This is a genomic window from Sphingomonas sp., assembly GCF_026460985.1.
Lineage (GTDB): Bacteria > Pseudomonadota > Alphaproteobacteria > Sphingomonadales > Sphingomonadaceae > Sphingomonas.
Map to the genome: position 1 here is coordinate 17,976 of NZ_JAPKNM010000064.1, position 25,410 is coordinate 43,385.

Genomic DNA, 25,410 nt, shown 5'->3' on the forward strand with positions numbered 1-25,410 from the left:
AAAGCGGGGACCCATCTCCCGCAACATCCACAATCGCACCGGTGCGTTTGCCGCTCGTCCCGGAGATGGGTCCCCGCTTTCGCGGGGATGACGATTGTTTTGGTTCAGCGCGAAACCCCGATCTCTCCGCTGCTCACCCGATCCGCCTTGAAGTCCCCCCACTTCCCGAACTCCGCCCGCGCGATCGCCCGGTTGTGGACCTCGTCGGGCCCGTCGGCGAGCCGCAGCGTGCGGATGCCAGCCCAGTCGTGCGCGAGCCCGAAATCGTCGGAGACGCCCGCGCCGCCATGCGCCTGGATCGCGTCGTCGATGATCTGCAGCGCCATGCTGGGCGCCTGCACCTTGATCATCGCGATCTCGAGCTGCGCCGCCTTGTTGCCCGCCTTGTCCATCATGTCCGCCGCCTTGAGGCAGAGCAGGCGCGTCATCTCGATGTCGATCCGCGCGCGGGCGATGCGCTGCTCCCACACGCTATGGTCCGAGAGCCGCTTGCCGAACGCGACGCGGCTGACGAGCCGCTTCGCCATCGCCTCGATCGCTTCCTCGGCGACCCCGATGGTGCGCATGCAATGATGGATGCGCCCCGGCCCGAGCCGTCCCTGCGCGATCTCGAATCCGCGCCCCTCGCCGAGGATGACGTTCTCGACCGGCACGCGGACATTCTCGAGCACCACCTCGCCATGCCCGTGCGGCGCATGATCATACCCGAAAACCGAAAGCATCCGTTCGATGCGCACGCCGGGGGCGTCGAGCGGCACCAGGATCTGGCTCTGCTGGGCGTGCCGCGCGGCGTCCGGGCTGGTCTTGCCCATCACGATCGCGATCGCGCAGCGCGGGTCTCCCACGCCCGAGGACCACCATTTCCGCCCGTTGATCACATAATGATCGCCGTCCCGCTCCATCCGCGTCTCGATATTGGTCGCGTCGGAGGAGGCCACCGCCGGCTCGGTCATCAGGAAGGCCGAGCGGATCTCGCCTCGCATCAGCGGCCGCAGCCACGCCTCCTTCTGCTCGCGCGTCCCGTAGCGGTGGAGCACTTCCATGTTGCCGGTATCGGGCGCCGAGCAGTTGAAGCACTCCGAGGCCCAGCCGAGCCGCCCCATCTCCTCGGCGCACAGCGCATATTCGAGGTTGCTGAGCTGCGTGCCCTCGAACGCGAAGCTGTCGTCGACCTGGGGACCGCCCGAATGCGGCGGCATGAAGAAGTTCCACAATCCGGCGGCCTTGGCCTTGGCCTTCACCTCCTCGATCACCGGGAGTATCTTCCAGCGGCCGCCCTCTTTCTGCTGGGCGCGATAGTCGCCGTCGCGGGGGCGGATCTCGCCGTCGATGAACGCCTTCACCCGGTCGCGGAAATGCGTCTCCCGCTCGGTCAGCGTGAAGTCCATGGCAAGCACCCTCCGAACTGTTGTTTCCCCCTGCCTAGACCGTACCGCATATTCGGTAAAGGGGAACGGCGCAGCGAAATTCGGGACACGCACCTTCAAAAAACGCTTTGGCTGCGCCGCGAAATCGCTAAGCTGATTGCAATGAATGCACCGGGGAACATCGAAGGCGGCGGCGGCACCAAGCGCTTCCAGGCGAAGCGCGACGCGATCCTCGCCGCGGCGGCCGACGCCATAAACGAACAGAGCGCGAAGGGCATGACCTTCGCCGACGTCGCGCGCCGCGTCGGGCTCAACACCACGTCGGTCACTTACTATTTCAAGCGCAAGGAGGATCTCGCCGCCGCCGCCTTCGAGCAGACGCTCGAACGGCTCGACGCCATGCTCGACGCCGCGCTCGCGGAGCCGACGCCCGAGGCCCGCGTCGCGCGCTATCTCAACATCAACATGGAGCGGCTCGCGCGCATCCGCCGCGGCGAGGAGCGCGACTTCGCGATCCTCTCGGACCTGCGTGCGATGGAGGATCCGATGAAGGGCCAGCTCCTCACGGGCTGGCGCAACATCTTCCGCAAGACCCGCAGCCTGTGGGGCGCCGGCGCCAACCGCGCCGAGACCGACCTGTTCGGCGCCCGCGCGCACGTGCTGCTCGAGAACACCTTCTGGCTCACCGCCTGGCTGCCGCGCTACGAGGTCGACGAATATCCCCGCGTCGAGGCGCGGCTGATGGACGTGTTCCGCTCCGGCATCGCCGCGCCGGGGCAGGACTGGACGCCCGGGCTGCTCGATCTCGAGCATGACGAGCCCGAACCCGGCCGCGAGGCCTTCCTGCTCGCGGCGACGCGGCTGATCAACGAGCTCGGCTATCGCGGCGCCTCGGTGCAGCGTATCGCCTCGGAATTGAACGTCACCAAGGGCAGCTTCTACCACCATCTCGACGCCAAGGACGAGTTGGTCATCGCCTGCTACAAGCGCAGCTTCGACATCATCGCCGACGCCCAGCGCCTCGCCGAGAGCCATGAGGGCAGCCATTGGGAGCGGCTCGAGAGCACCGTGGCGACCCTGCTCGACTATCAATTCTCCGAGCGCGGCCCCTTGCTGCGCACCACCGCGCTGTCGGGCCTGCCCCCGCGCGTGCGCACGACGATGATCGACCGCTCGAACCGCATCGCCCGCCGCTTCGCCGGCATGCTTTCGGACGGCATCGCCCAGGGTTCGATCCGCGCGATCGACCCGCTGGTCGCGTCGCAAGCACTGATGGCGCTCCAGAACGCCGCCTTCGACATGCGCAAATGGGCAAGCACCATGCCGCGCGAGAAGGCCGTGGCCTTCTACGCCTCCACGCTCGCCTTCGGCCTGTTCGACGATCGCGTGCTGGCGGCCGGTTAGGTCCAGCTCATATCCTCCCCCGCCAGGGGGAGGTGGCGCCGAAGGCGTCGGAGGGGGAGGTAAGCGAGCCCCTCTCCAATTGAGCGCAGTGCTTCCGCCCCCTCCGTCACGCTACGCGTGCCACCTCCCCCTGGCGGGGGAGGATTTGACATCGCCTCGCGCGCCTCAATGTCGATCCACCACCGCGTTCTCGCCAACGCATCGACGGAAACGGGCCCGCAGGTCGCCCCGCGAGCCCGCCCCTGCCCTCGCGTGCGCTCAGTAGCGCGCGCGTAACGTCACGCCATAGGTCCGCGGCTCGGCCAGATAGGCCGAGAAGAGCTGCCGCCCGCCCGGATATTGCGGGTCGGTGAAGGGCGCGGCCACCGCGCCTTCCTGGAAGGGCGAGTTGAACGCCACCTGGGTGTAGTTCTCGTTGAAGATGTTCTGGCCCCAGAATTCGATCGACCAGAGCTGGTCGCGTCCGCGCAGGCCGATGCGCGCGTTGAAGATCGCATAGCTGTCCTGCTCCTTCTGCGGGAACAGGTCCGATCCGGTATTATAGTCGTCGGTCAGGCGCGTGTCGAAATAGACCAGCCCGCTCAGCCCCGAACCGCCGATGTCCGGCGTCCAGGCGAACGACGCGGTCGCGACGATCTCCGGCGCGTTCGACAGATTGTCGCCCGGCAGCTTCCGCAGTGCCTGGTCGAGCGGCGCACCCGAGGCGTTGCCGACCAGTTGCTCCCGATACTTGGTCTCGGAATACGTGAGGCCCAGCCCGACGCGGATGTCGCGATGCGGCACCAGCGACGCCTCGAGCTCGACGCCCTGCGACAGCACGCCGTACGTCACGTCGTCGGCCCCGCACGCGCCCGTCGTCGACGCGGCGGCATTGTAGTTGGGCGCGGTCGGGAACTTGCTCTGGTCGCGGTCGCCGCCGTTCAGGTCGGCACTGCACCCGTTGATGTTCTGCACCAGGAAGACGGTGCCGTTGAAGGTGTTGAGCTGGAAGTTCTTGAACTCCTGCCGGAAGCCCGCGATGTTCAGGCTGAACGGCCCGGTCGAATATTTCAGGCCGATCTCGAAGGCGTTGACGATCTCGGGATCGAACTGGAGGTTGCCGACCAGCGCCTGCGCCCCCGCCTGGCCGCCGAACGGCAGGATCGGCACCTTGAGCGCCGAGCGGTCGAGGTTGAACCCGCCAGCCTTGTAGCCGCGCGAATAGCTGCCGTAGAGCAGCAAATCGTCCATTGGCTTGTACGAGATCACCGCGGTGCCGGTGAATTCGTCCTCCTTGCGCTCGTCGTTGATCGAGACGCCGTTGAGCTCGGCCGTGGAATTGCCCTGGCACGAGAGGCCGAGGATGCCGTCCACCACCGCGGTCAGCGCGGCCACCGGGCGCAGCGGCAGCAGCGCCGCCTGGTTCTGGGTGCAGGCGACATTGTCGTTGCCGAAGGTCGCGTCGAAGCGCTTGCGCTCGTTGGTGTAGCGAAGCCCCAGGGTCAGATCGAGGCCCTTGGCGACATGGACGATATTGTGCGTGAACAGCGCCCAGTTGCGGCTGTTCTGGTTGTAGCGGTCGAGCGTCGAGCCGCGATCGTTGATCCCGTCGAGCCGGTCGATCGCCGCGTAGATCGCCGGCGACGCGGCGCCGAACGCCGCCGGACGCGCCGCGAGGCACCCCGCCGAGGTCGGCGAGTAGAGCGCCGCCAGGCCGCTGCCCGAGACCAGGCGGCACGTCGCGAACCGGCCATATTGGCGGCCGAAGCGGAGGTTGTCGGTGACCTCCAGATCCTCATTGGCGTAATAGCCGCCGATCAGCCAGTCGAGCTTGTCGCCGAACGCGGTGCCCTGCAACCGCAATTCCTGGCTGAACGTCTTGAACCCGCGCGAGGAATTGCCGTCGGCGGCGCGGTACAGGATGTCGACATAGCTGTAATCGGTGTCCGATCCCTGGTCGCTCGAATAGTCGCGATAGCCGGTGATCGAAGTCAGCTTCGCCCCGCCGAGATTCCAGTCGACCTGGAGCGATGCGCCCCAATCCTCGGTGCGGCCGAAATAGCTGCGGCCCGGGGTCACGTAGACGTCGCGGCTATAGCCCTCGGTGAACGCCGCCGCGGGCTGCCCCAGCCCTTGCAGCACGCGGACGATGTTGTTCTGCGTGGGGTCGTTGAGGTTGCCGATGAAGGGGTTCATCTCGCGGCTGACATAGGTCGCCGCGCAGCAATTCTCGTTGCGCTTGGTATAGTCGCCGATCAGCCGGATCGTCAGGTCGCTCGATGGCTCGAACAGCAATTGCCCGCGCACGAAATAGCGGTTGCGATCGTTGATGTCCTGATCGTTGACGACGTCCTGGTAATAGCCGTCGCGGCGCACATAGACGCTGTCGACGCGCGCGGCGAGGCTGTCGCCCAGCGGCACGTTGATATAGCCCGAGGCGCGGATCTGATCGTAATTGCCATAGGTGAACTCGGCGCCCGCGGCATAGTTCGGGCCCGGCGCCTTGCTCACGATGTTGATCAGGCCCGCCGAGGCGTTGCGCCCGAACAAGGTGCCCTGCGGCCCGCGCAGCACTTCGATCCGGTCGATCTCGCCAAGCTCGTTGAGGCCGATGCCCGAGCGCGAGCGATAGACGCCGTCGATGAACACCGCGACCGAGCTCTCCAGCCCGGGATTGTCGCCCACCGTGCCGATGCCGCGGATGCGCGCCGATCCATTGGCCTCGCTGCCGGTCGACGAGACGAGCAGCGACGGCGCGACCTGGTTCAGCTGGCGGATATCGTTGGCGCCCGATTGCTGGAGCGTCTCGGCGCTGATCGCCGAGACCGCGAGCGGCACGTCGGCGAGGACCTGCGCGCGGCCCTGTGCGGTGATGACGACTTCGTTGGCGCCCTCGCTCTCCGGCTCGGCGGCCTGGCTGGTGGTGTTCTGGGCATCCTGCGCAAAAGCCGGCGCTGCGAGCGCCATGATCATCGCCGGCGCCGCACAGGCCGACAGAAGGCGTAACCGCATCATCATTTTCTCTCCCACCACGGGCCGGAACGCTTGCCGGTTCCATACCCTACCCTCGAATAACAGCCTTTCAGTCAGGGACCGTCAAGCGTAACAAAGGTTGCAAAGTGGGACTTGCCGCGAGGTGTTGCCCGTTTGCACCAGTCGGCAGATATGGGCGCGCCGGCAAACCGGCTTTCGGAAAGCCGATCGGGAAAGTCGTTGGAGCATGACGCAGAAACCTTTCCCGTTCGTTTCGAGCGAACGGAGGGGTAGTCACGTTGATCCCTTATTGCCCCAGGCATCGACATTCAGGTCCGCGCGAGTTTCCAATCCTCCCCCGCCAGGGGGAGGTGGCGCCGAAGGCGTCGGAGGGGGAGGTAAGCGGCGCACTCTCCAATTGAGCACCGTGCTTCCGCCCCCTCCGTCAGCCTGCGGCTGACACCTCCCCCTGGCGGGGGAGGATTTGTATGTCATTCCGCCCTAGCCGATGCGGCTCAATACCCGCCCAGCCGGGCAAAGCGGTCGCGATGCCAGGCGGCATTGCCCCACATCGCCTCCAGCACCCGTGCGCGCTTCAAATAGAAGCCCGCGTCATGCTCGTCGGTCATGCCGATGCCGCCGTGGAGCTGGATCATCTCGCGGCTGACGAGGTGGAGCGTCTCGCCCGCGACGGCCTTGGCCAGGCTGACCTCCTGGCGGACGTCGGCGCGCCCGGAGTCGATCGCCTCCAGCGCACCCTCGACCACCGAGCGCATCAGCTCGAGCTCGGTGAACATCTTCGCCATCCGGTGCTGCAGCGCCTGGAACGAGGCGAGCACCTGGCCGAACTGGACGCGCGTCTTGAGATAGTCGTTGGTCTGCGCGAACGCCGCCTCGGCCATCCCCAGCATCTCGGCACACAAGGCCGCCGCTGCCCGATCGGTCACCTGGGTGAGCAGATCGCTCCCGCCCTCCAATTTCTCGGCGGGCGCGTTCTCGAAGCGGACCTGCGCATGGCTGCGCCCATCGGTGAGCCTGCGCGGGCTTCGCGTCACGCCCTCGTCGCCCGGCACCAGATAGAGCCCGTCGATCGCCGCCACGACGAACAATTGCGCGCTGTCGCCCTCGGCGACGAATTCCTTGGTGCCGCTGAGCCTGCCATTCTCGACGCGCGTCGCGATCCCCTCGGGCGCGAAGCGCGGCCCTTCGTCCACCGCCAGCGCCGCGACGACCTCGCCCGCCGCGATCGGCGGCAGCCATTCGGCCTGCTGCGCATCGGAGCCGCCGAGCAGCAGCGCGCTGGTCGCCGCCGCGGTCGCCGCCAGCGGCGTCGCGACCAGGTTGCGCCCGAGCTGCTCGAGCACGAGCCCGAGCGACACATAGCCCATCCCCACGCCGCCCTGCGCCTCGGGGACCAGGATCCCGGCCCAGCCCATCTCCGCCTGCGCCTGCCATGCGGCAGCGTCGTAGAATTCGGCCGGCGCGGCGTCGCGCATCTTCCGGAACGCCGAGACGGGCGCCTCATTGTCCGCCCATTCGCGCGCCATGTCGCGCAGCATCGTCTGTTCTTCGGTCAGGACTGCCATTTCCACCTCGTCATCCCGGCGAAAGCCGGGATCTCCCTCCACATGCCGTGCGCTCGCCGCACGAGGCCCCGGCTTCCGCCGGGGTGACGGTCTTGTTCGCTATTGATGATCCAGCATCCCCAGGATCCGCTTGGCGATCACGTTGTTCTGGATCTCGCTCGACCCGCCATAGATCGACACCGCCTTGCCGAAGAGCCAGGCGCGCACGTCCTTCAGCGCGTCCTCCCCGAACCCCTCGCCTTCCCAGCCGAGCCCGGCCATCCCGCGGATCTCGATCAGCAGCTCGGAGCGCTCCTGCATGATCCGCGCGCCGACATTCTTCATGATCGAAGTGGCGGCCGACGGCCCCTGGTTCGACTTGGCCTCCAGCGAGGCCCGACGCAGCGTCAGCATGAAGGCGCGCAAATCCATCTCGTGCCGCACGATGCGGCTGCGCAGATCGGCATCGGCGATCCGCCCCTGCTCGTCGACCCCGACATATTTCTTCGCGATCTGCCCCAGCGGCGTTCCCGCGAACATCCGCCCCGCGGTCGATCCACCGCCCGACAGGCTCGAGCGCTCGTGCTGGAGCAGCCGCTTGCCGATCGTCCAGCCCTGCCCTTCGGCGCCGACGCGGTTCGTCTTGGGCACCTTCACGTCGGTGAAGAAGGTCTCGCAAAAGGGCGACGAGCCCGAGATCAGCCGGATCGGCTTCACTTCGATCCCCGGCGTGTCCATGTCGACGAGCAGGAAGGTGATGCCTTCATGCTTCTTCGACTTGTCGGTGCGGACGAGCATGAAACATTTGTCCGCCCATTGCCCGCCGCTGGTCCAGGTCTTCTGCCCGTTGACCAGATAATGGTCGCCCATGTCCTCGGCGAAACACTGGAGCGACGCGAGGTCCGATCCCGCGCCCGGCTCCGAATAGCCCTGGCACCAGCGCACCGTCCCCCGGGCGATCGCCGGGATATGCTCCTGCTTCTGCGCCTCGCTGCCATATTCGAGCAGGGTCGGGCCGAACATCATCACGCCCATCCCGCCGATCGGGTTCCACGCGCCCGCACGCGCCATCTCCTCCTGGAGCACGCGCGCCTCGGCCCGGCTCAGCCCGCCGCCGCCATATTCCTTCGGCCAGGTCGGCACGCCCCAGCCCTTTTCGCCCATCGCCTGCTGCCAGGCCTCTTCCTCGGGCGAATTCTCGTGCGGCCCCTCGACCGCCGACATCGCATTGTCCTTGCCCTTCAGCGAAGGCGGGAAATGCGCCGCGAGCCAGTCGCGGACCTCCGTGCGGAACGCGTCCTGCGGGTCCGCCGGCGCGTCGATCTCGGCTGCTGTCGCCATTATCCTCTCCTGCCGTTTTCGGCTCGATTCGAAACTGCGGTATGGCGTGCGTGGCGTCAAGGTTTCTCCGTCATCCCAACCCTTCCCCCGTCACCCCCGCGAAAGCGGGGGCCCATCTCCCGGACGGGCCACAACTACGACGGTGGCATTGTGGGCATCTGCAGGAGATGGGCCCCCGCTTTCGCGGGGGTGACGACTTTGGGGGAACGGGGATGACGAACCGGGGCAGATGCCGCTACAACCCCACCCGAAAAGGGGCCCGACATGACATTCCACCACCGCGCGGTACCGATCGTGCTCGCCGCCGTGATGATCGATTCGATCGGCTTCGGCATCGTCATGCCGGTCTTGCCCCGCCTCGTCGTCGAGCTCGCACACGTATCCCTCGAGGATGCCGCGCGGATCGGCGGCTATATGCTCGCGGCCTATGCCGTCACCCAGTTCTTCGCCGGGCCGATCCTCGGCACGCTCGGCGACAGCTTCGGCCGGCGCCCGGTGCTGCTCTTCTCGATGCTCGCCTTCGCCGCCGATTACGCCTTCATGGCCGCCGCGCCGTCGATCGCCTGGCTGTTCGTCGGCCGCATGATCGCCGGGGTCGCGGGCGCCTCCTACGGCCCCGCCAATGCCGTGCTCGCCGACGTCACCCCGCCCGAGAAGCGCGGCGCGACCTTCGGGCTGATGGGCGCGGCCTTCGGGATCGGCTTCATCCTCGGCCCAGCGATGGGCGGGCTGATCGCGGGCCTGGGCACCCGCGCGCCGTTCATCGCCGCCGCAGTGCTCGCCGGGCTCAACGCCCTGTGGATCATCGTCGCGCTCCCCGAGACGATGCTGCCCGAGCGCCGCCGCGCCTTCCGCTGGGGCAACGCGCACGTCTTCGCCGCCTTCAAGCCGCTCTTCCACGCCGGCAATGCCGGCTGGCTGCTGCTCGCCGCCTTCCTCTGGCAGTTCGCGCACATGGTCTATCCGTCGACCTGGGCCTTCTGGAGCGAGATCGCGCTCGGCTGGGACGAGGAGGCGATCGGCTGGTCGCTCGCCGCCTCGGGGCTGGCGATGGCTTTGGTCCAGACGCTGGTCACCGGCCGCGCGATCAAGCGCTGGGGCGAGGAGCGCACCGTGGTGCTCGGCATCCTCGCCGGCGGCTCGGTCTTCCTCGGCTATGTCTTCGTGCGCGAGGGCTGGATGGTCTATGCGCTCATCCCGCTCAGCGCGTTCCAGGCACTCGCCTGGCCGTCGATCAACGCCCTCCTCTCGCGGATGACCGACGCGCAGCACCAGGGCGCGTTGCAGGGCGGCATGGCCAGCCTCAACAGCGTAGCGCTGATCCTCGCGCCGCTGGTGCTCAGCCAGGCGCTGGCCTTCGGCGCCGAGCGCGGCTTCCCCGCGGGCAATTTCGTGTTCGCCGCGACCCTCGCGCTGGCGGCGCTGCTCATCGTGGTTTTCCGCGTCGTGCCGCGGGTCGCGACGGCGCCTGCCACCAGCTGAGCCTGCATCTTCGAAACTTGCGTATGGCGTTCGCCCCACCCCTCGACTAGCGTTCCGCGTCATGGAGGAACCTGAAACGACTGCCGGGGCGATGCTCGCAAGCGACTTCGCCACGCTCGCCGACCTCATCCGAGCGCATGCCGCCGAGCGCGGCGCCAAGCCCGCGATCATCTTCGGCGACCGCGTCATCAGCTATACCGAGCTCGACCGCGCGATGGACCGCATCGCCTACTCGCTCCAGCGCGACGGCGTGGCGCGGGGCCAGGCGGTGGCGATCCTCGGCCCCTCCTCGCTCGATTACGCCCTGGTCTTCCTCGGCGCGCTCCGGGCCGGCTGCGTCGCCGCGCCGCTCGCTCCCTCGGCCACGCCCGCGCAGCTCGCCGCTATGGTTGCCGACTGCGCCGCGCCGATCCTCTTCCACGACGCCGCGCACGACATCGACGTACCCGTGCGGAAAGTCGCGCTCGAACGCCTGGACGCGTGGCTCGGCAACGGCACGCCCGCGCCTGTGACCGTCTCCGCGCACGACCCGTTCAACATCATCTATTCCTCGGGCACCACCGGCACGCCCAAGGGCATCGTCCAGCCGCACGCGATGCGCTGGGTCCATATCAGCCGCGCGCCGCCGGGCTTCGACCGGGCGGTGACGATGGTCGCCACGCCGCTCTATTCGAACACCACGCTGGTCAGCTTCCTCCCCACGCTCGGCTGGGGCGGCACAGTGGTGCTGATGGCGAAGTTCGACGCGCGCGACTATCTGGTCCAGGCCGAGAAGCATCGCGGCAGCGTCACCATGCTCGTCCCGGTCCAATATCGCCGGATCATGGCCGATCCCGAGTTCGACCGTTTCGACCTCTCCAGCTTCACCCTCAAGACCTGCACCAGCGCGCCCTTCTCCCCCGCGCTCAAGGCGGACGTGCTCGCGCGCTGGCCGGGCCTGCTCGTCGAATATTACGGCATGACCGAGGGCGGCGGCACGACGGTCCTCGTCTGCAACGCCCATCCCGACAAGCTCCACACCGTCGGTAAGCCGATCGAGGGCCACGACATCCGCCTGATCGACGACGCGGGGCGCGAGGTGGCGCAGGGCGAAACCGGCGAAGTCGTCGGCCGCTCGCCCGCGATGATGACCGGCTATCACGGCCGCTCCGACGCCACCGATGCCGCGGCCTGGCACGACGCGGCCGGCAACCGCTTCATCCGCCACGGCGACATCGGCCGCTTCGACGCGGACGGCTTCCTCACCTTGCTCGATCGCAAGAAGGACCTGATCATCTCGGGCGGGTTCAACGTCTATCCTTCCGACCTCGAGGCGGTGCTGGCGGAGCATCCGGACGTGTCCGACTGCGCGGTGGTCGGCATCCCCTCCGAGCAATGGGGCGAGACCCCGGTCGGCTTCTATGTCGGCGGCGGCGATCCGGCCGGGATCCTCGCCTGGTGCAACGCGCGCCTCGGCAAGACCCAGCGCGTCGCCGACCTCCGCCGCGTCGACGAGCTCCCCCGCAGCGCGATCGGCAAGGTGCTCAAGCGCGAGCTGCGCGACCGCCATCTATGACCCCCATCGCCGACATCCTCGCCGCGGCCGAACGCCACGACGCCGGTTTCCGCGCTGCGATCCCGGCCGACTGGATGCAGGGCCGCACTGCGTTCGGCGGGCTCTCCGCCGCGCTCGCGCTCCAGGCCGCGCTCGATCTCGAGCCCGACTTGCCCCCGCTCCGCTCGGCGCAGGTCGCGTTCATCGGCCCGCTCGCCGGCGAGGTCTCCGTAACCGCGACCAGGCTCCGCCGCGGCCGCAACGCCGCCTTCCTCCAGTCCGACGTGACGTCGGAGGCCGGCCTCGGCCTGCGCGCCACCTTCGTGTTCATGGCCGAGCTCCCTTCGGCGATCGCGCACGACCAGTCGCCTCGCGCCCCTGCGGCGCCGCCCGCGCCCGACGCCGCGCTCTACACCGGCCCCGAGACCTTCTTCACCGGCAACTTCAACTTCTGGGACCCCAAGGCCGAGCTCGGCGCCGCCGAATGGCTCCGCTGGGCCCGCCTGCGCGCCCGGGACGGTCTCCACGCGATGGTCGAGCTCATGGCGATCGGCGACGCGCTCCCGCCCGGCGCGTTCAAGCTCGCCGCCGAGCGCCAGACCCCGCTCAGCTCGCTCAACTGGCAGATCAACTTCCTCGCGCCTGAACCCGCTACCCAGGACGGCTGGTGGCTGCTCAGCGCCCGCGCCGACGCCGCGCATCACGGCTATAGCAGCCAGCGCATGGCGATCTGGAACGCCGCCGGCGAACCCGTGGCCGAGGCGGTACAGGGCGTCGCCATTTTTGGCTGAGCCCCACAAAGGACGCGTCGCCATCTTCGGCTGAGCTTCGCGACAATTTGCGACAACTTGAACGCCGACTGACAAACCCGTGCGACAGCCCCGGGGCAAAAGGCGTACAGTCGCGGCACGGACCGTGCACTATGCTGGAGTTTCGTACCATGAAGAAGACCATCGCAGCCGCGCTGCTCGCCACGGGTCTGCTCGCCGGCGCCGCTTTCGCCGCGCAACAGACCTCTGCCCCCACCCCCGCGCCCCAGGACCGCATGAGCGGCGGCAATCCGCTCAAGCTCGCCGACGCCAATAACGACGGCGCCGTCACCAAGGCCGAGATGCTCGCCGATGTCGACGCGCGCTTCGCCAAGCTCGACGCCAACAAGGACGGCAAGATCAGCAAGGACGAACGTCCCGGCGGCGACGGTGCCGGCCGCGGCGGCCGGATGCTGAGCCGGATCGATACCGACGGCGACGGCGCGATCTCGCTCGACGAGCAGCGCGCCCAGGCCACGCGCCGCTTCGAGCGGGTCGACGCCAACAAGGACGGCACGATCGACCAGGCCGAACGCGACGCCGCGCGCGACAAGATGCGCGCCCGGATGGAGCGCCGCGGCGCGGCGCCCGACGCGAACTGACCACCGCCTGTGCCGGGCGGCCCCTCCTCCTCTCGCCGCCCGGCACTTCTTTTCGCCACCGGAGACGTTACGGTCGCAGCATGTCCGAAGCCCCCCATCTCCTCCTTGTCGACGACGAACGCTCGATCCGCGAGCCGCTCGCGCAATATCTCACCAAGCAGGGATTCCGCGTGACGCAGGCCGGCGACGCGGAGGGCGCACGCGCGCGGATGGCGGCCTATGCGATCGATCTCGTCATCCTCGACATCATGATGCCGGGCGAGGACGGCCTCAGCCTGTGCCGCCACATCCGCGAGACCGGCGAGACGCCGGTGATCCTGCTCACCGCGCGCAGCGAGGAGACCGACCGGATCGTCGGGCTCGAAATGGGCGCCGACGATTATGTCGTGAAGCCGTTCAGTCCCCGCGAGCTCGCCGCGCGGATCAAGGTCATCCTCCGCCGCATGGCCGCGGGCGGCGCCAAGCAGCATGCGCCCGAGACCGGCAGCTTCTCCTTCGCCGGCTGGGTGCTCAAGACCGGCGAGCGCGCCCTGGTCGACCGCGAAGGCGTGTCGGTCCCGCTCTCCACCGGCGAGTACAACCTCCTCCACGCATTGGTCACCCGCCCGCGCCAGGTCCTCACCCGCGACCAGCTGCTCGACCTGACCCAGGGCCGCGAAGCCGCCGCCTTCGATCGCGCGATCGACAACCAGGTCAGCCGCCTCAGGAAGAAGATCGAGCCCGACGCCAGGAACCCCACCCTGATCAAGACCGTCTGGGGCGGCGGCTACACCCTCGCCGCCGAGGTGACGCGGCTTTGAGTCCCCTCGCCTTTCAGCCTCCCCTCCCTGCAAGGGAGGGGCGGGGGGTGGGTGCGCGCGTCTGCGCGCTCAAAAAGACTCATTCCGCGCCTCGTCAGAACGCGCCGGCCGGGGCATCGAGCCCCGCCCGACGCGGAACCCACCCCTTAATCCCCTCCCTTGCAGGGAGGGGAGTTCCCAGCGGCAAGCCCATCGCATGACCCGCTTCCTCCCCCGCTCCCTCGCCGGCCAGATGGCGCTGCTGATCGCGGTCGCCCTCTTCACCGCGCAGGCGCTCAACTTCACCATCGCCGTGCGCGACCGCGCGCAGTTCCGGCTCGCCTATGCCGCGCAGCAGGCGACCACCCGCATCGTCGACGCGCTCGAACGCGAGCGGATCAGCGGTCGCCTGCTCGCGCCGGACCGCGGTCGCGTCCGCCGCGTCGCCGCCAACCCGATCCCGCCCGCGCTCGAACGCCGGAACGAAGTCGCCGACGAGGTGCGGAGCCAGCTGGCCGAGGCCGGGATTTCCTTTCGCAGCATCGACACCGGGATCCGTCCGCTCGCCGCGGAGGAAAAGCGCGATCGCAAGCGTCCCGGTCCCGGCGCCGTCCTCGTCGTCGCGATCGAGCAGCCCGGCAAGGGCTGGCTGACGGTCAATGCGCCCTGGGTCCGGCCCGATCGCCGATTGATCGCGGCGCTGACCTTCCAGACGTTGATCCTCTACGTCATCATCCTGCTGCCGGTGATGTGGATCGTCCGCCGCATCTCGAAGCCGCTGCGCTCGCTGGCGGGCGCCGCGCGCGCCTTCCGTCCCGGCGATGGCGCCACGCCGCTCGAGGAGCGCGGCCCCAGCGACGTTCGCGCCGTGATCGCCGCCTACAATGCGCTCAGCCTGCGCGTGAACGCGATGCTCGACGAGAAGGACCGCATGCTCGGCGCGATCGGCCACGATCTGCGCACGCCGCTCGCCGCTTTGCGCGTCCGCATCGAATCGGTCGAGGACGACGACGACCGCAACCGCATGGCCGACACGATCGACGAGATGAACCGCACGCTCGACGACATCCTCTCGCTGGCGCGGCTGGGTCGGCCCAGCGAGCCGCCCATCGATGTCGACCTCGCCGCGCTGATCGACGCGGTGGTCGACGATTTCCGCGATCTCGACCACGACGTCGCGTTCGAGGAAGCGCCGCGGCTCAAGATGCACCTGCGCCCCTCGCTGATGCGACGCGCGGTCCGCAACCTGATCGAGAACGCAGTCAAATATGGCGGCGGCGCCGAGGTGCGGCTGCTGGCCGGCGAGAGCACCGTCGCGATCGAGGTCGCCGATCGCGGCCCCGGTATCCCGGCCGACAAGCTCGCCGCCGTCTTCGATCCCTTCACCAGGCTCGAGACCTCGCGCAACCGCGAGACCGGCGGCATCGGCCTCGGCCTCGCGCTCGCCCGGGCGATCGTCGCCGACGCCCGCGGCGACATCACCCTGGCCAACCGCGAAGGCGGCGGCCTCACCGCGACGATCACCCTGCCGCGCAGCTGAGCGCGGGCGTTCCCGCCCTTCCCCTCTCCCATAGGGAGAGGGTTGCGCAGACTTAGGTCTTGCGAAGCAAGGCCTTAGTCGGAGCTGGGTGAGGGGTTTCACCCTCCCGATAGTCCGGGAACCCCTCACCAAGCTACGCTAGGCGGCAAGCCGCCAAGCTTCGCTACCTCTCCCTAAGGGAGAGGAATGCAGAACGGCTGACCATCCTACGATATCTGCCGCGCCACATCCGCGAGCAGGATGCGCGCCACCGTCCGATGCCGCTCGTCCTCGATGTCCAGGCTGCCATGCACGTCCAGCGGCGCCTCACGTATCCGGCTATGAAGCATGACGCGCGCCGCCGAATGCGCTTCGGCAAGCGCGCTGGTCAGGTCGGGAAACTCCCCGCCCCGCTCGACATGGGGGACCGCGTTGCTTGTCCGCAGCTGGAAGTAATAATGCGGCATAGAGGCAAAATGCGCGGGAAATCCGCTGGTTGCAGCGATCGATCCGGATCGGCGCGATTTTGTCCAACACCCGTCACCCCGGCGAAAGCCGGGGCCTCAGGCCACGTGCCCGCCGCGCGAGATCCCGACTTTCGCTTGGACGAAGAAATGCGTGACGCCCCCGCCGTTCATAAATCAGCAACAAGCTTTGGCGAGCATGCGGCACGTTGATAGCAAGAGGGGGATGTAATCATGGCGATGCACTATTGGTCTTCCTTGGATACGGAAGAATCTGGACTTCTGGCGTTTCTGCGGAACGACGCCGTCAGCGGCGGCCGGACATTCAAGGCTGCGGAACCGGCCGCGGATGATCTGTCGACCACCAGCACGCTCGACGCGGAAGAAACGGTGACGATCACTTCCGAAAACGGCGCCGATGCCGCCACTCTGGTCTGGACCGAGAACCGGGTCGGCCACATCACGCGCGTCGAGGCGACCGGCGACGTGGGTTCGGGCATCGTCTATTCGATCCTGGGCGGGGCGGATGCCGCCCTGTTCGAGATCGATGCGGTCTCGGGCGTGCTCCGCTTCGCCTGGAACGCGGATCCCGATTACGAGGCCCCCGCCGATGCGGACGGCGACAATCGCTACGAAGTCGTGGTCGCCGCAAGCAACGGCGTCGATACCGACGAGCAGGCGCTGACCGTGCGGGTCTACAACGCCAACGAGGCGCCGAGCTTCACGTCCTTCGGCGGCGCATCTTCGGCATCGCTGACGGTCTCGGAGAACAGCGTGATCGTCGCGACGGTCGCCGCGGTCGATCCGGAAGGCCTTCCCAACCCGCCTTATGCGATCGCGGGCGGCGCCGATGCCGCCCTGTTCACGGTCAATCCGTGGAACGGCCTGGTGACCTTCCGCGCCGCGCCCGATTTCGAGGCGCCGGCCGATGCCGGCGGCAACAACGTCTACGACGTCATCGTGCGCGCGAGCGACGGCACCAACATCGTCACCCAGGCGCTCGCGGTGACGGTGTCCAACGTCGCGGTCGAATCGACCTTCACCGGCACGGCCTCGAGCAACACCCTCACCGGCACCACGGACGCCGACACGATCGCGGGGCTCGCCGGCGGCGACACCTTGTTCGGGCTCGACGGGACGGACCTGCTCGACGGCGGCACCGGCAGCGACACTTTGGTCGGCGGCGCCGGGGTGGACCACTTCCTCGGCGGTGCGAACAACGACGTGTTCCGCTTCGACGCGCTCACCGATTCGAGCGCGGGCACCCCGGATATGATCTTCGACTTCAGCCGCGGCCAGGGCGACCGGATCTCGGTGACCAATATCGACGCCGACCTGCTTCTCGCCGGCAACCAGAATTTCGCCTTCCTGGGCGCGAACGCCTTCACCGGCGTCGCCGGGCAGCTCCGCTACGAGAAGAGTGGCGGCTACACCTTCGTGTACGCGGACGCCGACGGGGACGCCGTCGCAGACTTCCAGCTCCAGGTGAACGGCGAGCTCAACCTCTACAGCTCGGACTTCCTGCTTTAGGGCGGGGGCGGCATTCAGCTGCAATAGCCCCTCCCTGCAAGGGAGGGGTTGGGGGTGGGTGCGCGCGTCTGCGCGCTCAAAAAGACTCATTGCCGACGGGAAGAAGCATCGGACGAGGCATCGAGCCTCGCCCAATGCTACCCACCCCTTGATCCCCTCCCTGAAGGGAGGGGAAAACCCGAATGTCGATGCACCCAGTCGGACGAAAAACGCCGGCGGGGGTCTGACCCCCACCGGCGCTTTCACTCTCACCATCGCCCCGAAGGGCGAAGCGCAATCAGCCGACGATCTCTTCCGGCTTGAAGAAATAGGCGATCTCGATCGCCGCATTCTCGTCCGAGTCCGAGCCGTGCACCGAGTTCGCCTCGATCGATTCCGCCAGCTCCTTGCGGATCGTGCCGGGCTCGGCGTTGGCCGGGTTGGTCGCGCCCATGATGTCGCGGTTGCGCTGCATCGCGTTCTCGCCCTCGAGCACCTGCACCACCACCGGGCCCGAGATCATGAAGGTGACCAGGTCGTTGAAGAAGGGGCGCTCCTTGTGCACCGCGTAAAAGCCCTCGGCCTGCTCGCGGGTCATCTGGATGCGCTTCGAGGCGACGACGCGCAGGCCGCCGTCCTCGAGCATCTTGGTGACCGCACCGGTCAGGTTGCGGCGGGTGGCATCGGGCTTGATGATCGAAAAGGTCCGGGTCGCGGCCATGGCCGTGCGGCTCCTGTCTTTAGGTTGTGGAAAGTCGCGGGCTCCCTAGTCCGGGCGTGCCCTCTATGCAAGCCGCGCCCCGCCTTTGCGCGTATAGACGTTCAACCTCTATCTTCCCTCGCCCCCTGAAAGGGGAGTGCGAGGTCGGATCGACATTCAGGCGAGCGAGGCGTTTCAATCCTCCCCCGTCAGGGGGAGGTGGCGCGCGCAGCGTGACGGAGGGGGCGGAAGCACTGCACTCCATTGGAGAGGGTGCTGCTTACCTCCCCCTCCGACGCCTTCGGCGCCACCTCCCCCTGGCGGGGGAGGATTTTGAATGTCGATCCGTCCTAGTCGGAGCTGGGTGAGGAGGGTGCGGCTGCGCAGCAGCCGCGCGGAGCTGCGCCCCGCGCGATCCGACCCTGCACTCCCCTATCAAGGGGAGAGGCTATTTAGCCGAATGTCGATACGATCTAGCGCTTTACTGCACGCGAATGTTCTGCTAATGTTCCAATCGCTCCGATCGGGGCCGCTCTTTGCAATCGTGGGGTTGGAAAATGCGCGCCGGCTGTCCGGGCGCGAGGGGCGACGTCCACTCAATACCCGCCCCGCGTGTCAACATCGGCGACGCACTTGTTCCACTTTCCCGAGGGCGAATCGCCAGAAAGTGAACATCGGACTTCGAAACGCACGGATCGCGTGGCATTCCGCTCTCCGGAGCGTGGAACTTATGCCGCTTTTTCCCAGCGTCCGGAATCGTTCTGCTTCCAATAGTTCCGCGTGACTCCCTCGCGCTCGGCGAGTCCCTTCCACGCTGCCCGCGCCTCGGCGATCCGCTCCTCGTCGAAGAAATGGAAGGCCCGGTCGAAGCCCAGCGCCTCGTCGCGCCAGATGCCGTCGACCAGCGCGATGTTGCGGGCGCCGTTCGCCGCCTCCGGGGTCTCGGTGATCAGCACCGGCTGGGCGGCATCGTCCTCGCCGCCGGCCTGCCCATGCGGCAGGAAGCTCTCGGCCGCATAGGTCCAGAGCAACTGGTCGAGCTTGGTCCGCTGCGCCGGGTCTCCGGCCACGATCACCAGGCGCCCGCCGCTCGCGAGCACCTTCTCGGCGATCTGCGGCAACGCGCGCTCGAGCGGGAGCCGGGTGAGGTGGTAGAAGTCGACCTGCATGGCCCCTGTTAGCCTGTCCAAGCGTTGGGGCCAACGCACGTGACGTTGCGATGCCGCAACCGCTGCGATAGGGCGGGCGGTGCCGCGTGCCCGGGAGTGAAGGAAAAGGTGGGAATCGTCGTTACGCGCAAGGCACTGCTGCTGCTGTCGGCCGCGCTCGGGCTGTGCCTCGCGGCGCAGGCACAGGCGCAGGAGACGGCGCCGCCCCTGCCCCGGGTCGAGCCTGTGCCCAGCCCGGACCTTCAGGACCGCGCCACCCAGGTGCCACCTCCCTCGGTCGAGGCCGCCTCGGCCAATCCCGACGAGGTCCAGTTCACTGCCGACCAACTCGACTACGACTATGAAAACGACGTCGTCACCGCGAGTGGCGACGTGCGCCTCAACCGGCGCAGCGATCGCCTCCGCGCCGACCGGATCGTCTGGAACCGCAAGACCGGGCAGGTCGTCGCCGAGGGCAATATCGTCATCGTCAATCCCGAGGGCGACGCGGCCTATGGCGACCGCATCGAACTGACCGACACGCTCAAGGACGGCGCGGTCGAGAACATGCTCGTCGTGCTCGAGGCCGGCGGGCGCATCGCGGCACAGCGCGGGCGTCGCGACAACGGCATCATCACGGTCGAGAACGCTGCCTATACGCCCTGCGCGGTGGTCGACACGGACGACTGCCCCAAGGAGCCTTCGTGGAAGATCACCGCGCGGCGGGTGGTCTACGATCCGAACCGGAAGCGGATCCGCTACACCGGCGCGCGCATCTCGGTCTTCGGCTTCGCCTCGATCCCGCTCCCGGCCTTCTCGCATCCGGCGGGCGGGACCAGCGACGACGGTTTCCTGACGCCCGACGTGCGCCTGGATCGCACCAACGGCTTCCAGATCGCGCTGCCTTATTATTTCAGCTTCGCGCCCAATCGCGATCTTACCGTCACGCCGCGCGTGTTCACCAACACGCTGCCGATGCTCCAGGCCGACTATCGCGCGCTCGAGAGCTTCGGCGCCTATCGCGTGTCGGCCTATGGCACCTATAGCCGCCGCGCCGACGACCTGACGGTACCGGTCACGCCGGCCACGTCGAGCAACAACTTCCGCGGCTATCTCGATGCCGTCGGCCGCTTCCAGCTCTCGCCCGAATGGAGCGCGAGCACCTCGCTCCGGATCACCACCGACCGTACCTTCCTGCGGCGCTACGACATCTCGCGCGACGATCGGCTGCGCAACAATGTCCGGGTCGAGCGGATCGATCAGGACAGCTATTTCTCGATCAACGCCTGGGCGGTGCAGACCCTGCGCGTGGGCGAGCGCCAGGGCCTCCAGCCCTTCGTCCTGCCCGAATTGGACTATCGCCGGCGAATGGACGACGGGTTGCTCGGCGGCCGCTTCGAGTTCCAGGTCAACACGCTCGCGATCGGCCGCGCGGACGGGCAGGATTCGCAGCGCGCCTTCGCCAGCGCGCGCTGGGACCTGCGCAAGCTGACCGCCTGGGGCCAGGAAGTCACCTTCACCGCTTATGGCCGCGCCGACGCCTACAATACCCACGATACGCTGCTCACCACCGTCCCCAGCTATCGCGGCGACGAGGGTTTCCAGTTCCGCGGCATCGCGGCGGCGGCGATCGACGTGAAATGGCCGCTGGTCGGCGAGTTCCTCGGCGGCACCCAGCGCATCACTCCGCGCGTGCAGATCGTCGCGGCGCCCAAGCTCGAGAACCTCGCCGTCCCGAACGAGGACGCCCGCGCGGTCGATTTGGAGGATTCCAACCTCTTCGCGCTCAATCGCTTCCCCGGCTACGATCGCTTCGAGGATTCGACCCGTTTCACCTGGGGCGTCGATTATTCACTGTATTTACCGGGGTTTACCGTCGACGCGAATGTCGGGCAGAGCTATCGCCTGTCGTCGCGGCCGACGATCTTCCCGGACGGCACCGGCCTCACCGACCGCGTGTCCGACATCGTCGGGCGCACCGTGGTGCGGTTCCGCGACTTCATCAGCTTCACGCATCGCTACCGCATCGACAAGGACGACTTCTCCATTCGCCGCAACGAGATCGACGCGACCGTCGGCTCGCGCAGCACCTATTTCCAGATCGGCTATCTCCGCCTCAACCGCAATATCGGCGCGACGCTCGAGGATCTTCAGGATCGCGAGGAGGCCCGTATCGGCGGCCGCGTGCAGATCGCGCGTTTCTGGTCGGTTTCGGGATCGATCCTGGTCGATCTCACCAATCGCGACGAGGACGCGCTGTCGCAGGCCGACGGCTTCGATCCCGTCCGCCACCGCCTGGGCGTCACTTATGAGGACGACTGCCTTCGCCTCGGCCTAACCTGGAAGCGCGATTACGAGACAACCGGCGACGCGCGGCGCGGCAACAGCTATCTTTTGTCGCTGGCATTCAAGAATCTGGGGCGCTAGCGTGGCGTCCGGCGGGGCGTAGTCCGAATCCCGTCAAGCCTTGGTTCAGGCACAATTGGCGAGTATGCGCCACGATCTCCCCGGGATGGATGAGGGTATTGCTCCACGTGAACATGGGTGTTGCAAAGGCGGCTCGCTTCGGCCGCAAGACTATTCTGGCGTTCGGCCTGGCCGGCGTCGCTTCGATCGCGCTGGCGCAGACCGTTCCCGATCAGCAGGTGCCGAACACCGGCCTCGATCTCCCTGCGAATTTCCAGTTCTTCGGCAAGACCGATCCCAACATCCGTAAGCCGACCGCGATCGTCAACGACACCGTGATCACCGGCACCGACGTCGACCAGCGCGTCGCGATGGTCGTCGGCATCAGCAAGCTCAACTTGAAGCCCGAAGAGCGCGACCAGCTCAAGCTCCAGATGCTCCGTCAGCTGATCGACGAGGCGCTGCAGATCCAGGAGGCCAAGGCCAACGAGATCACCGTCGATCCCAAGGAGATCGAATCGAGCTTCGGCCGGGTTTCGCGCAATTTCCAGCGGACGCCCGAGCAGATGCGCGCCTGGCTCAAGGAAGTCGGCGCTTCCGAGCGTACGCTGCGCCGGCAGATCGAGGCGGATATCGCCTGGAACCGCCTGCTGCGTCGCCGCGTGAACATCAATGTCGGCGAGGCCGAAGTGAACGCGATGCTCGAGCGCATGCGCCAGGCCAAGGGCAGCGACGAATATCACGTCTACGAAATCTACATGAACGCGACGCCCGATCGCGCGCAGGAAGTCCATGCCGGCATGCAGCGCATGATCCAGCAGATGCGCGAGGGCGCGCCGTTCGACTATCTCGCCAAGACCTATTCGGAGGCCTCGACCAAGTCGGTCGGCGGCGATCTCGGCTGGGTCCGGCCGTCGATGCTGCCGGACCAGCTCGCCAGCGCCGCACAGGAGATGCAGCCCGGTCAGGTCGCCGGCCCGATCCAGCTGCCCACCGGCTTCTCGATCCTGTACCTGGCGGAGAAACGCAAGGTCCTGACCGCCGACCCGAAGGACGCCAAGCTGAGCCTGCGCCAGGTCGCCGTGACGTTCCCCAAGGGCACCACCGAGGCACAGGCCACCGCGCGCGCAGGCGAGTTCGCTGCGGCCACGCAGACGATCAAGGGCTGCGGCGACGTCGCCAAGGTCGCGCAGGCGCAGGGCGCCGAGGTGGTCGATCGCGACGGGATCGCGATCAAGGAACTTCCGCCCGCGCTCCAGAACATGATCCTGCCGCTCCAGGTCGGCCAGGTCACCCCGCCCTTCGGATCGATCGAAGACGGCGTCCGGGTGCTGGTGCTGTGCGGCCGCGACGATCCCAAGGAAGCGAACGAGCCTTCGGTTCAGCAGGTCCAGGAGCAGCTCGAAGAGCAGCGCACCAACCTGCGCGCCCAGCGCATGCTGCGCGACCTGCGCCGCGACGCGCTGGTCGAATATCGCTGAGGCGCGTGGCGGGCGGATGACCATACCGCTCGCCATCGCGATGGGCGATTCCGCCGGGATAGGTCCGGAAATCACCGCCAAGGCGTGGAGCGCGCGCGAACTCCACGCGCTCGCGCCCTTCTTCGCGGTCGGCGATCCGCGCGCGGTCGAGAAGGTATGGGACGGACCGCTGGTTCGGATCAGCGACCCCGCCGAAGCCGCGGACGTGTTCGCCGATGCGCTCCCGGTCATCGCGCTGGGCGATGCGGGAGAGGTCCTCCCCGGTTCGCCCGATGTCGACAGCGCCCGCTGCGCGCTGCAATCGCTCGAATTGGCCTCGGGGCTGACTCGCTCGGGCGCGGCCAGCGCGCTGGTCACCGGGCCGGTGTCGAAGGCGCAGCTCTATCGGATCGGCTTCACTTATCCGGGGCAGACCGAGTTCGTGGCGGAACGCTGCGGCGTGGCCAGCGAGAACACTGTCATGATGCTGGCCGGCCCCACGCTGCGCGTCGTGCCGATCACGGTGCACGTGCCGCTCGCCGAGGTGCCGCACCTCATCTCGCTCGAGCTGATCGTCGCCAAAGCGCGGGTGACCGCGCGGGGCCTGCATCGCAACTTCGGCATCGAGAAGCCGCGTCTGGCGTTTGCCGGGCTCAACCCGCATGCCGGCGAGAGCGGCGCGATCGGCCGCGAGGAGATCGACATCCTCGCCCCCGCCATCGAGCAGTTGCGGGCGGAGGGCATCGATGCGGTCGGCCCGTTCGCGGCCGACACCATGTTCCATGCCCGGGCGCGCGCCGGCTATGACGCGGCCCTGTGCCTCTACCATGATCAGGCGCTCATCCCGATCAAGACGCTCCATTTCGACGACGGCGTGAACACGACCTTGGGCCTGCCCATCGTCCGCACCTCGCCCGATCATGGCACCGCCTTCGGCATCGCGGGCCGCGATGAGGCCAATCCGGGCGCGATGATCGCCGCGATCCGGATGGCCGCGGCGCAGGCCGAACGCCGGCTCGAAGCCACCGTCGGAACCCCGTGAGCGAACTCCCGCCGCTTCGTGACGTCATCCGCAGACATAATCTCAGCGCCAGCAAGGCGCTGGGACAGAACTTCCTGTTCGACCACCAGCTGCTCGCCCGCATCGCCAAGGTGCCCGGCGACTTGGTGGGCGCCGAGGTCTTCGAGGTCGGGCCAGGCCCAGGCGGACTGACCCGCGCATTGCTGGAGGCAGGCGCTTCGGTCACCGCGGTGGAACGTGACCGCCGCTGCATTCCGGCGCTGGCGGAACTGGGGGAGTACTTCCCCGGCAAGCTCCGTGTGATCGAGGGCGACGCGCTCGAAGTCGATGCGCCGGGACTGTTCCAGGGCAAGCCCCATGTCGTCGCTAACCTCCCCTACAATGTCGGCACGGCCCTGCTGGTCGGCTGGCTGTCCTCGGACTGGCAGCCTTGGTGGACGAGCCTCACCCTTATGTTCCAGAAGGAAGTCGCCGAACGGATCGTCGCCTCCGCCGGCTCCGAAGCCTATGGCCGGCTGGCGGTGCTGGCGCAGTGGCGCTCGACGCCGCGCATCGCGATGACGGTGCATCGCTCCGCCTTCACGCCGCCGCCCAAGGTGATGTCGGCGGTGGTGCATCTCGTTCCCGGCGAGCAGCCCGAAGGGGTGCGGCTGCCGGTGCTCGAGGCGCTGACCGGCGCGGCATTCGGACAGCGCCGGAAGATGCTGCGCCAGAGCCTCAAGGGTGTGGCCGGCGCGATCGAGGCGATGGAACAGCTGGGGATCGATTCGAGCCGCCGCGCCGAAACGGTCTCGGTCGACGAGTTCGTCGCGCTCGCGCGCGCTCTCAGTTAAGGCTTGGCGGGAGCGGCCTTGGCCGGTTCGGCCTGCGCGGTCGCGGTGGGCGGGGGGCCCTTGGCGATCGACGCGGCAAGAGCGGTCGAGTCGCTGCACTCGCCGTTGCAGATCGTCTTGATCTTGGCGAGATTCTCCTTGGCCTTGGTGGTCGCGCCCTTGGCGACCAGCGCCTCGCCCTGCCCGCGCAGCGCCACGAGGTCATTGGGCTCCAGCGCCAGCGCCTCACGATACAAGCGGATCGACTTGCCGGGCAGGCCGCGCACACGCGCGATCTCCGCGAGGACGACGAAGGCTTCGCGGTTGCGCGGATCGACCGCCAGCGCGGTCTCGAGCGCGTCCTGCGCGCCATCCAGGTTGCCGGCGGCCTTGGCGGCACGCCCTTCCTGGAGCAACGCGAGCGACTTGGGATCGATCTGATCGTCGGGCCGCTGCGCCATCAACGACGTCGAAACCGAGAGCAGCATCAGCGCGGCGGCGGCCGAAATCGCAGTGATCCGCATGAAAATCTCCGA

20 protein-coding genes are annotated in these 25,410 nt (G+C 67.8%); 12 read left to right on the top strand and 8 right to left on the bottom strand.

Annotated elements, in window-relative coordinates; genetic code table 11:
• Positions 1 to 104: 104 nt before the first annotated feature.
• Positions 105 to 1,388: an acyl-CoA dehydrogenase family protein gene (locus MT490_RS10145; protein WP_297386789.1), complete on the bottom strand. Its 1,284-nt coding sequence runs from the start codon at positions 1,386 to 1,388 to the stop codon at positions 105 to 107.
• Positions 1,389 to 1,529: 141 nt separating this feature from the next.
• Between MT490_RS10145 and MT490_RS10150 the strand changes: the two genes are divergently transcribed.
• Positions 1,530 to 2,771: a TetR/AcrR family transcriptional regulator gene (locus MT490_RS10150; protein ID WP_297386792.1), complete on the top strand. Its 1,242-nt coding sequence runs from the start codon at positions 1,530 to 1,532 to the stop codon at positions 2,769 to 2,771.
• Positions 2,772 to 3,029: 258 nt separating this feature from the next.
• Here the strand turns inward: MT490_RS10150 and MT490_RS10155 are convergent, their stop codons facing one another.
• The 3 genes from MT490_RS10155 to MT490_RS10165 all read right to left on the bottom strand — a co-directional run bounded on the left by MT490_RS10155 (position 3,030) and on the right by MT490_RS10165 (position 8,629).
• Positions 3,030 to 5,762 (bottom strand): TonB-dependent receptor, encoded by a 2,733-nt coding sequence (locus MT490_RS10155; protein ID WP_297387043.1) that lies wholly within the window; start codon positions 5,760 to 5,762, stop codon positions 3,030 to 3,032.
• 476 nt (positions 5,763 to 6,238) lie between these two features.
• Positions 6,239 to 7,309 carry an acyl-CoA dehydrogenase family protein gene (locus tag MT490_RS10160; protein ID WP_297386795.1) on the bottom strand — a complete coding sequence of 357 codons (1,071 nt, stop codon included), beginning with the start codon at positions 7,307 to 7,309 and terminating at the stop codon, positions 6,239 to 6,241.
• Positions 7,310 to 7,408: 99 nt separating this feature from the next.
• A complete protein-coding gene (locus MT490_RS10165) occupies positions 7,409 to 8,629 on the bottom strand; it encodes an acyl-CoA dehydrogenase family protein (RefSeq protein WP_297386798.1) in 1,221 nt (406 codons plus the stop codon).
• A gap of 264 nt (positions 8,630 to 8,893) precedes the next feature.
• Here MT490_RS10165 and MT490_RS10170 point away from each other — a divergent pair, with 264 nt between their 5' ends.
• The 6 genes from MT490_RS10170 (at position 8,894) to MT490_RS10195 (ending at position 15,375) form a co-directional block, all read left to right on the top strand.
• A complete protein-coding gene (locus MT490_RS10170; RefSeq protein WP_297386801.1) occupies positions 8,894 to 10,111 on the top strand; it encodes an MFS transporter in 1,218 nt (405 codons plus the stop codon).
• A gap of 61 nt (positions 10,112 to 10,172) precedes the next feature.
• Positions 10,173 to 11,666, top strand: coding sequence for a class I adenylate-forming enzyme family protein (locus MT490_RS10175; protein ID WP_297386806.1), 1,494 nt, complete (start codon positions 10,173 to 10,175; stop codon positions 11,664 to 11,666).
• The gene (locus MT490_RS10180) at positions 11,663 to 12,436 is read left to right on the top strand and encodes a thioesterase family protein (RefSeq protein ID WP_297386809.1); all 774 of its coding nucleotides are present in this window, start codon (positions 11,663 to 11,665) and stop codon (positions 12,434 to 12,436) included. Before MT490_RS10175 ends, MT490_RS10180 begins: the two co-directional genes overlap by 4 nt.
• Positions 12,437 to 12,585: 149 nt before the next feature.
• Positions 12,586 to 13,056, top strand: a complete 471-nt coding sequence (locus tag MT490_RS10185; RefSeq protein ID WP_297386813.1) for an EF-hand domain-containing protein — start codon at positions 12,586 to 12,588, stop codon at positions 13,054 to 13,056.
• An 80-nt stretch (positions 13,057 to 13,136) separates the two neighbouring features.
• On the top strand, positions 13,137 to 13,856 hold the full coding sequence (locus MT490_RS10190) for a response regulator (protein WP_297386816.1): 720 nt from the start codon (positions 13,137 to 13,139) through the stop codon (positions 13,854 to 13,856).
• Positions 13,857 to 14,052: 196 nt separating this feature from the next.
• The gene (locus MT490_RS10195) at positions 14,053 to 15,375 is read left to right on the top strand and encodes an ATP-binding protein (protein ID WP_297386819.1); all 1,323 of its coding nucleotides are present in this window, start codon (positions 14,053 to 14,055) and stop codon (positions 15,373 to 15,375) included.
• 206 nt (positions 15,376 to 15,581) lie between these two features.
• On the opposite strand, the gene MT490_RS10200 is transcribed toward MT490_RS10195, so the two are convergent.
• Positions 15,582 to 15,821 (bottom strand): hypothetical protein, encoded by a 240-nt coding sequence (locus MT490_RS10200; protein WP_297386822.1) that lies wholly within the window; start codon positions 15,819 to 15,821, stop codon positions 15,582 to 15,584.
• A gap of 231 nt (positions 15,822 to 16,052) precedes the next feature.
• On the opposite strand from MT490_RS10200, the gene MT490_RS10205 reads away from it, so the two are divergent.
• Positions 16,053 to 17,348, top strand: a complete 1,296-nt coding sequence (locus MT490_RS10205; RefSeq protein ID WP_297386824.1) for a M10 family metallopeptidase C-terminal domain-containing protein — start codon at positions 16,053 to 16,055, stop codon at positions 17,346 to 17,348.
• A gap of 277 nt (positions 17,349 to 17,625) precedes the next feature.
• Here the strand turns inward: MT490_RS10205 and ndk are convergent, their stop codons facing one another.
• Together ndk and MT490_RS10215 are read right to left on the bottom strand one after the other, a co-directional pair.
• The gene (gene ndk / locus MT490_RS10210; RefSeq protein ID WP_297386826.1) at positions 17,626 to 18,048 is read right to left on the bottom strand and encodes a nucleoside-diphosphate kinase; all 423 of its coding nucleotides are present in this window, start codon (positions 18,046 to 18,048) and stop codon (positions 17,626 to 17,628) included.
• 707 nt (positions 18,049 to 18,755) lie between these two features.
• Complete coding sequence (locus MT490_RS10215) at positions 18,756 to 19,196, bottom strand: DNA polymerase III subunit chi (protein WP_297386830.1); 441 nt, start codon at positions 19,194 to 19,196, stop codon at positions 18,756 to 18,758.
• Positions 19,197 to 19,304: 108 nt separating this feature from the next.
• Here MT490_RS10215 and lptD point away from each other — a divergent pair, with 108 nt between their 5' ends.
• From lptD to rsmA, 4 genes are all read left to right on the top strand, one after another.
• Entirely contained in the window at positions 19,305 to 21,602 is a 2,298-nt protein-coding gene (gene lptD, locus MT490_RS10220) for an LPS assembly protein LptD (protein WP_297386833.1), read from the top strand.
• 113 nt (positions 21,603 to 21,715) lie between these two features.
• Positions 21,716 to 23,062, top strand: coding sequence for a peptidylprolyl isomerase (locus MT490_RS10225; protein WP_297386836.1), 1,347 nt, complete (start codon positions 21,716 to 21,718; stop codon positions 23,060 to 23,062).
• A gap of 16 nt (positions 23,063 to 23,078) precedes the next feature.
• On the top strand, positions 23,079 to 24,083 hold the full coding sequence (gene pdxA / locus MT490_RS10230) for a 4-hydroxythreonine-4-phosphate dehydrogenase PdxA (protein ID WP_297386839.1): 1,005 nt from the start codon (positions 23,079 to 23,081) through the stop codon (positions 24,081 to 24,083).
• Positions 24,080 to 24,895, top strand: coding sequence for a 16S rRNA (adenine(1518)-N(6)/adenine(1519)-N(6))-dimethyltransferase RsmA (rsmA, locus tag MT490_RS10235; RefSeq protein ID WP_297386842.1), 816 nt, complete (start codon positions 24,080 to 24,082; stop codon positions 24,893 to 24,895). The genes pdxA and rsmA overlap by 4 nt, the downstream gene beginning before the upstream one ends.
• Here the strand turns inward: rsmA and MT490_RS10240 are convergent.
• A complete protein-coding gene (locus MT490_RS10240; protein ID WP_297386844.1) occupies positions 24,892 to 25,398 on the bottom strand; it encodes a tetratricopeptide repeat protein in 507 nt (168 codons plus the stop codon). The genes rsmA and MT490_RS10240 overlap by 4 nt on opposite strands.
• Positions 25,399 to 25,410 lie beyond the last annotated feature (12 nt).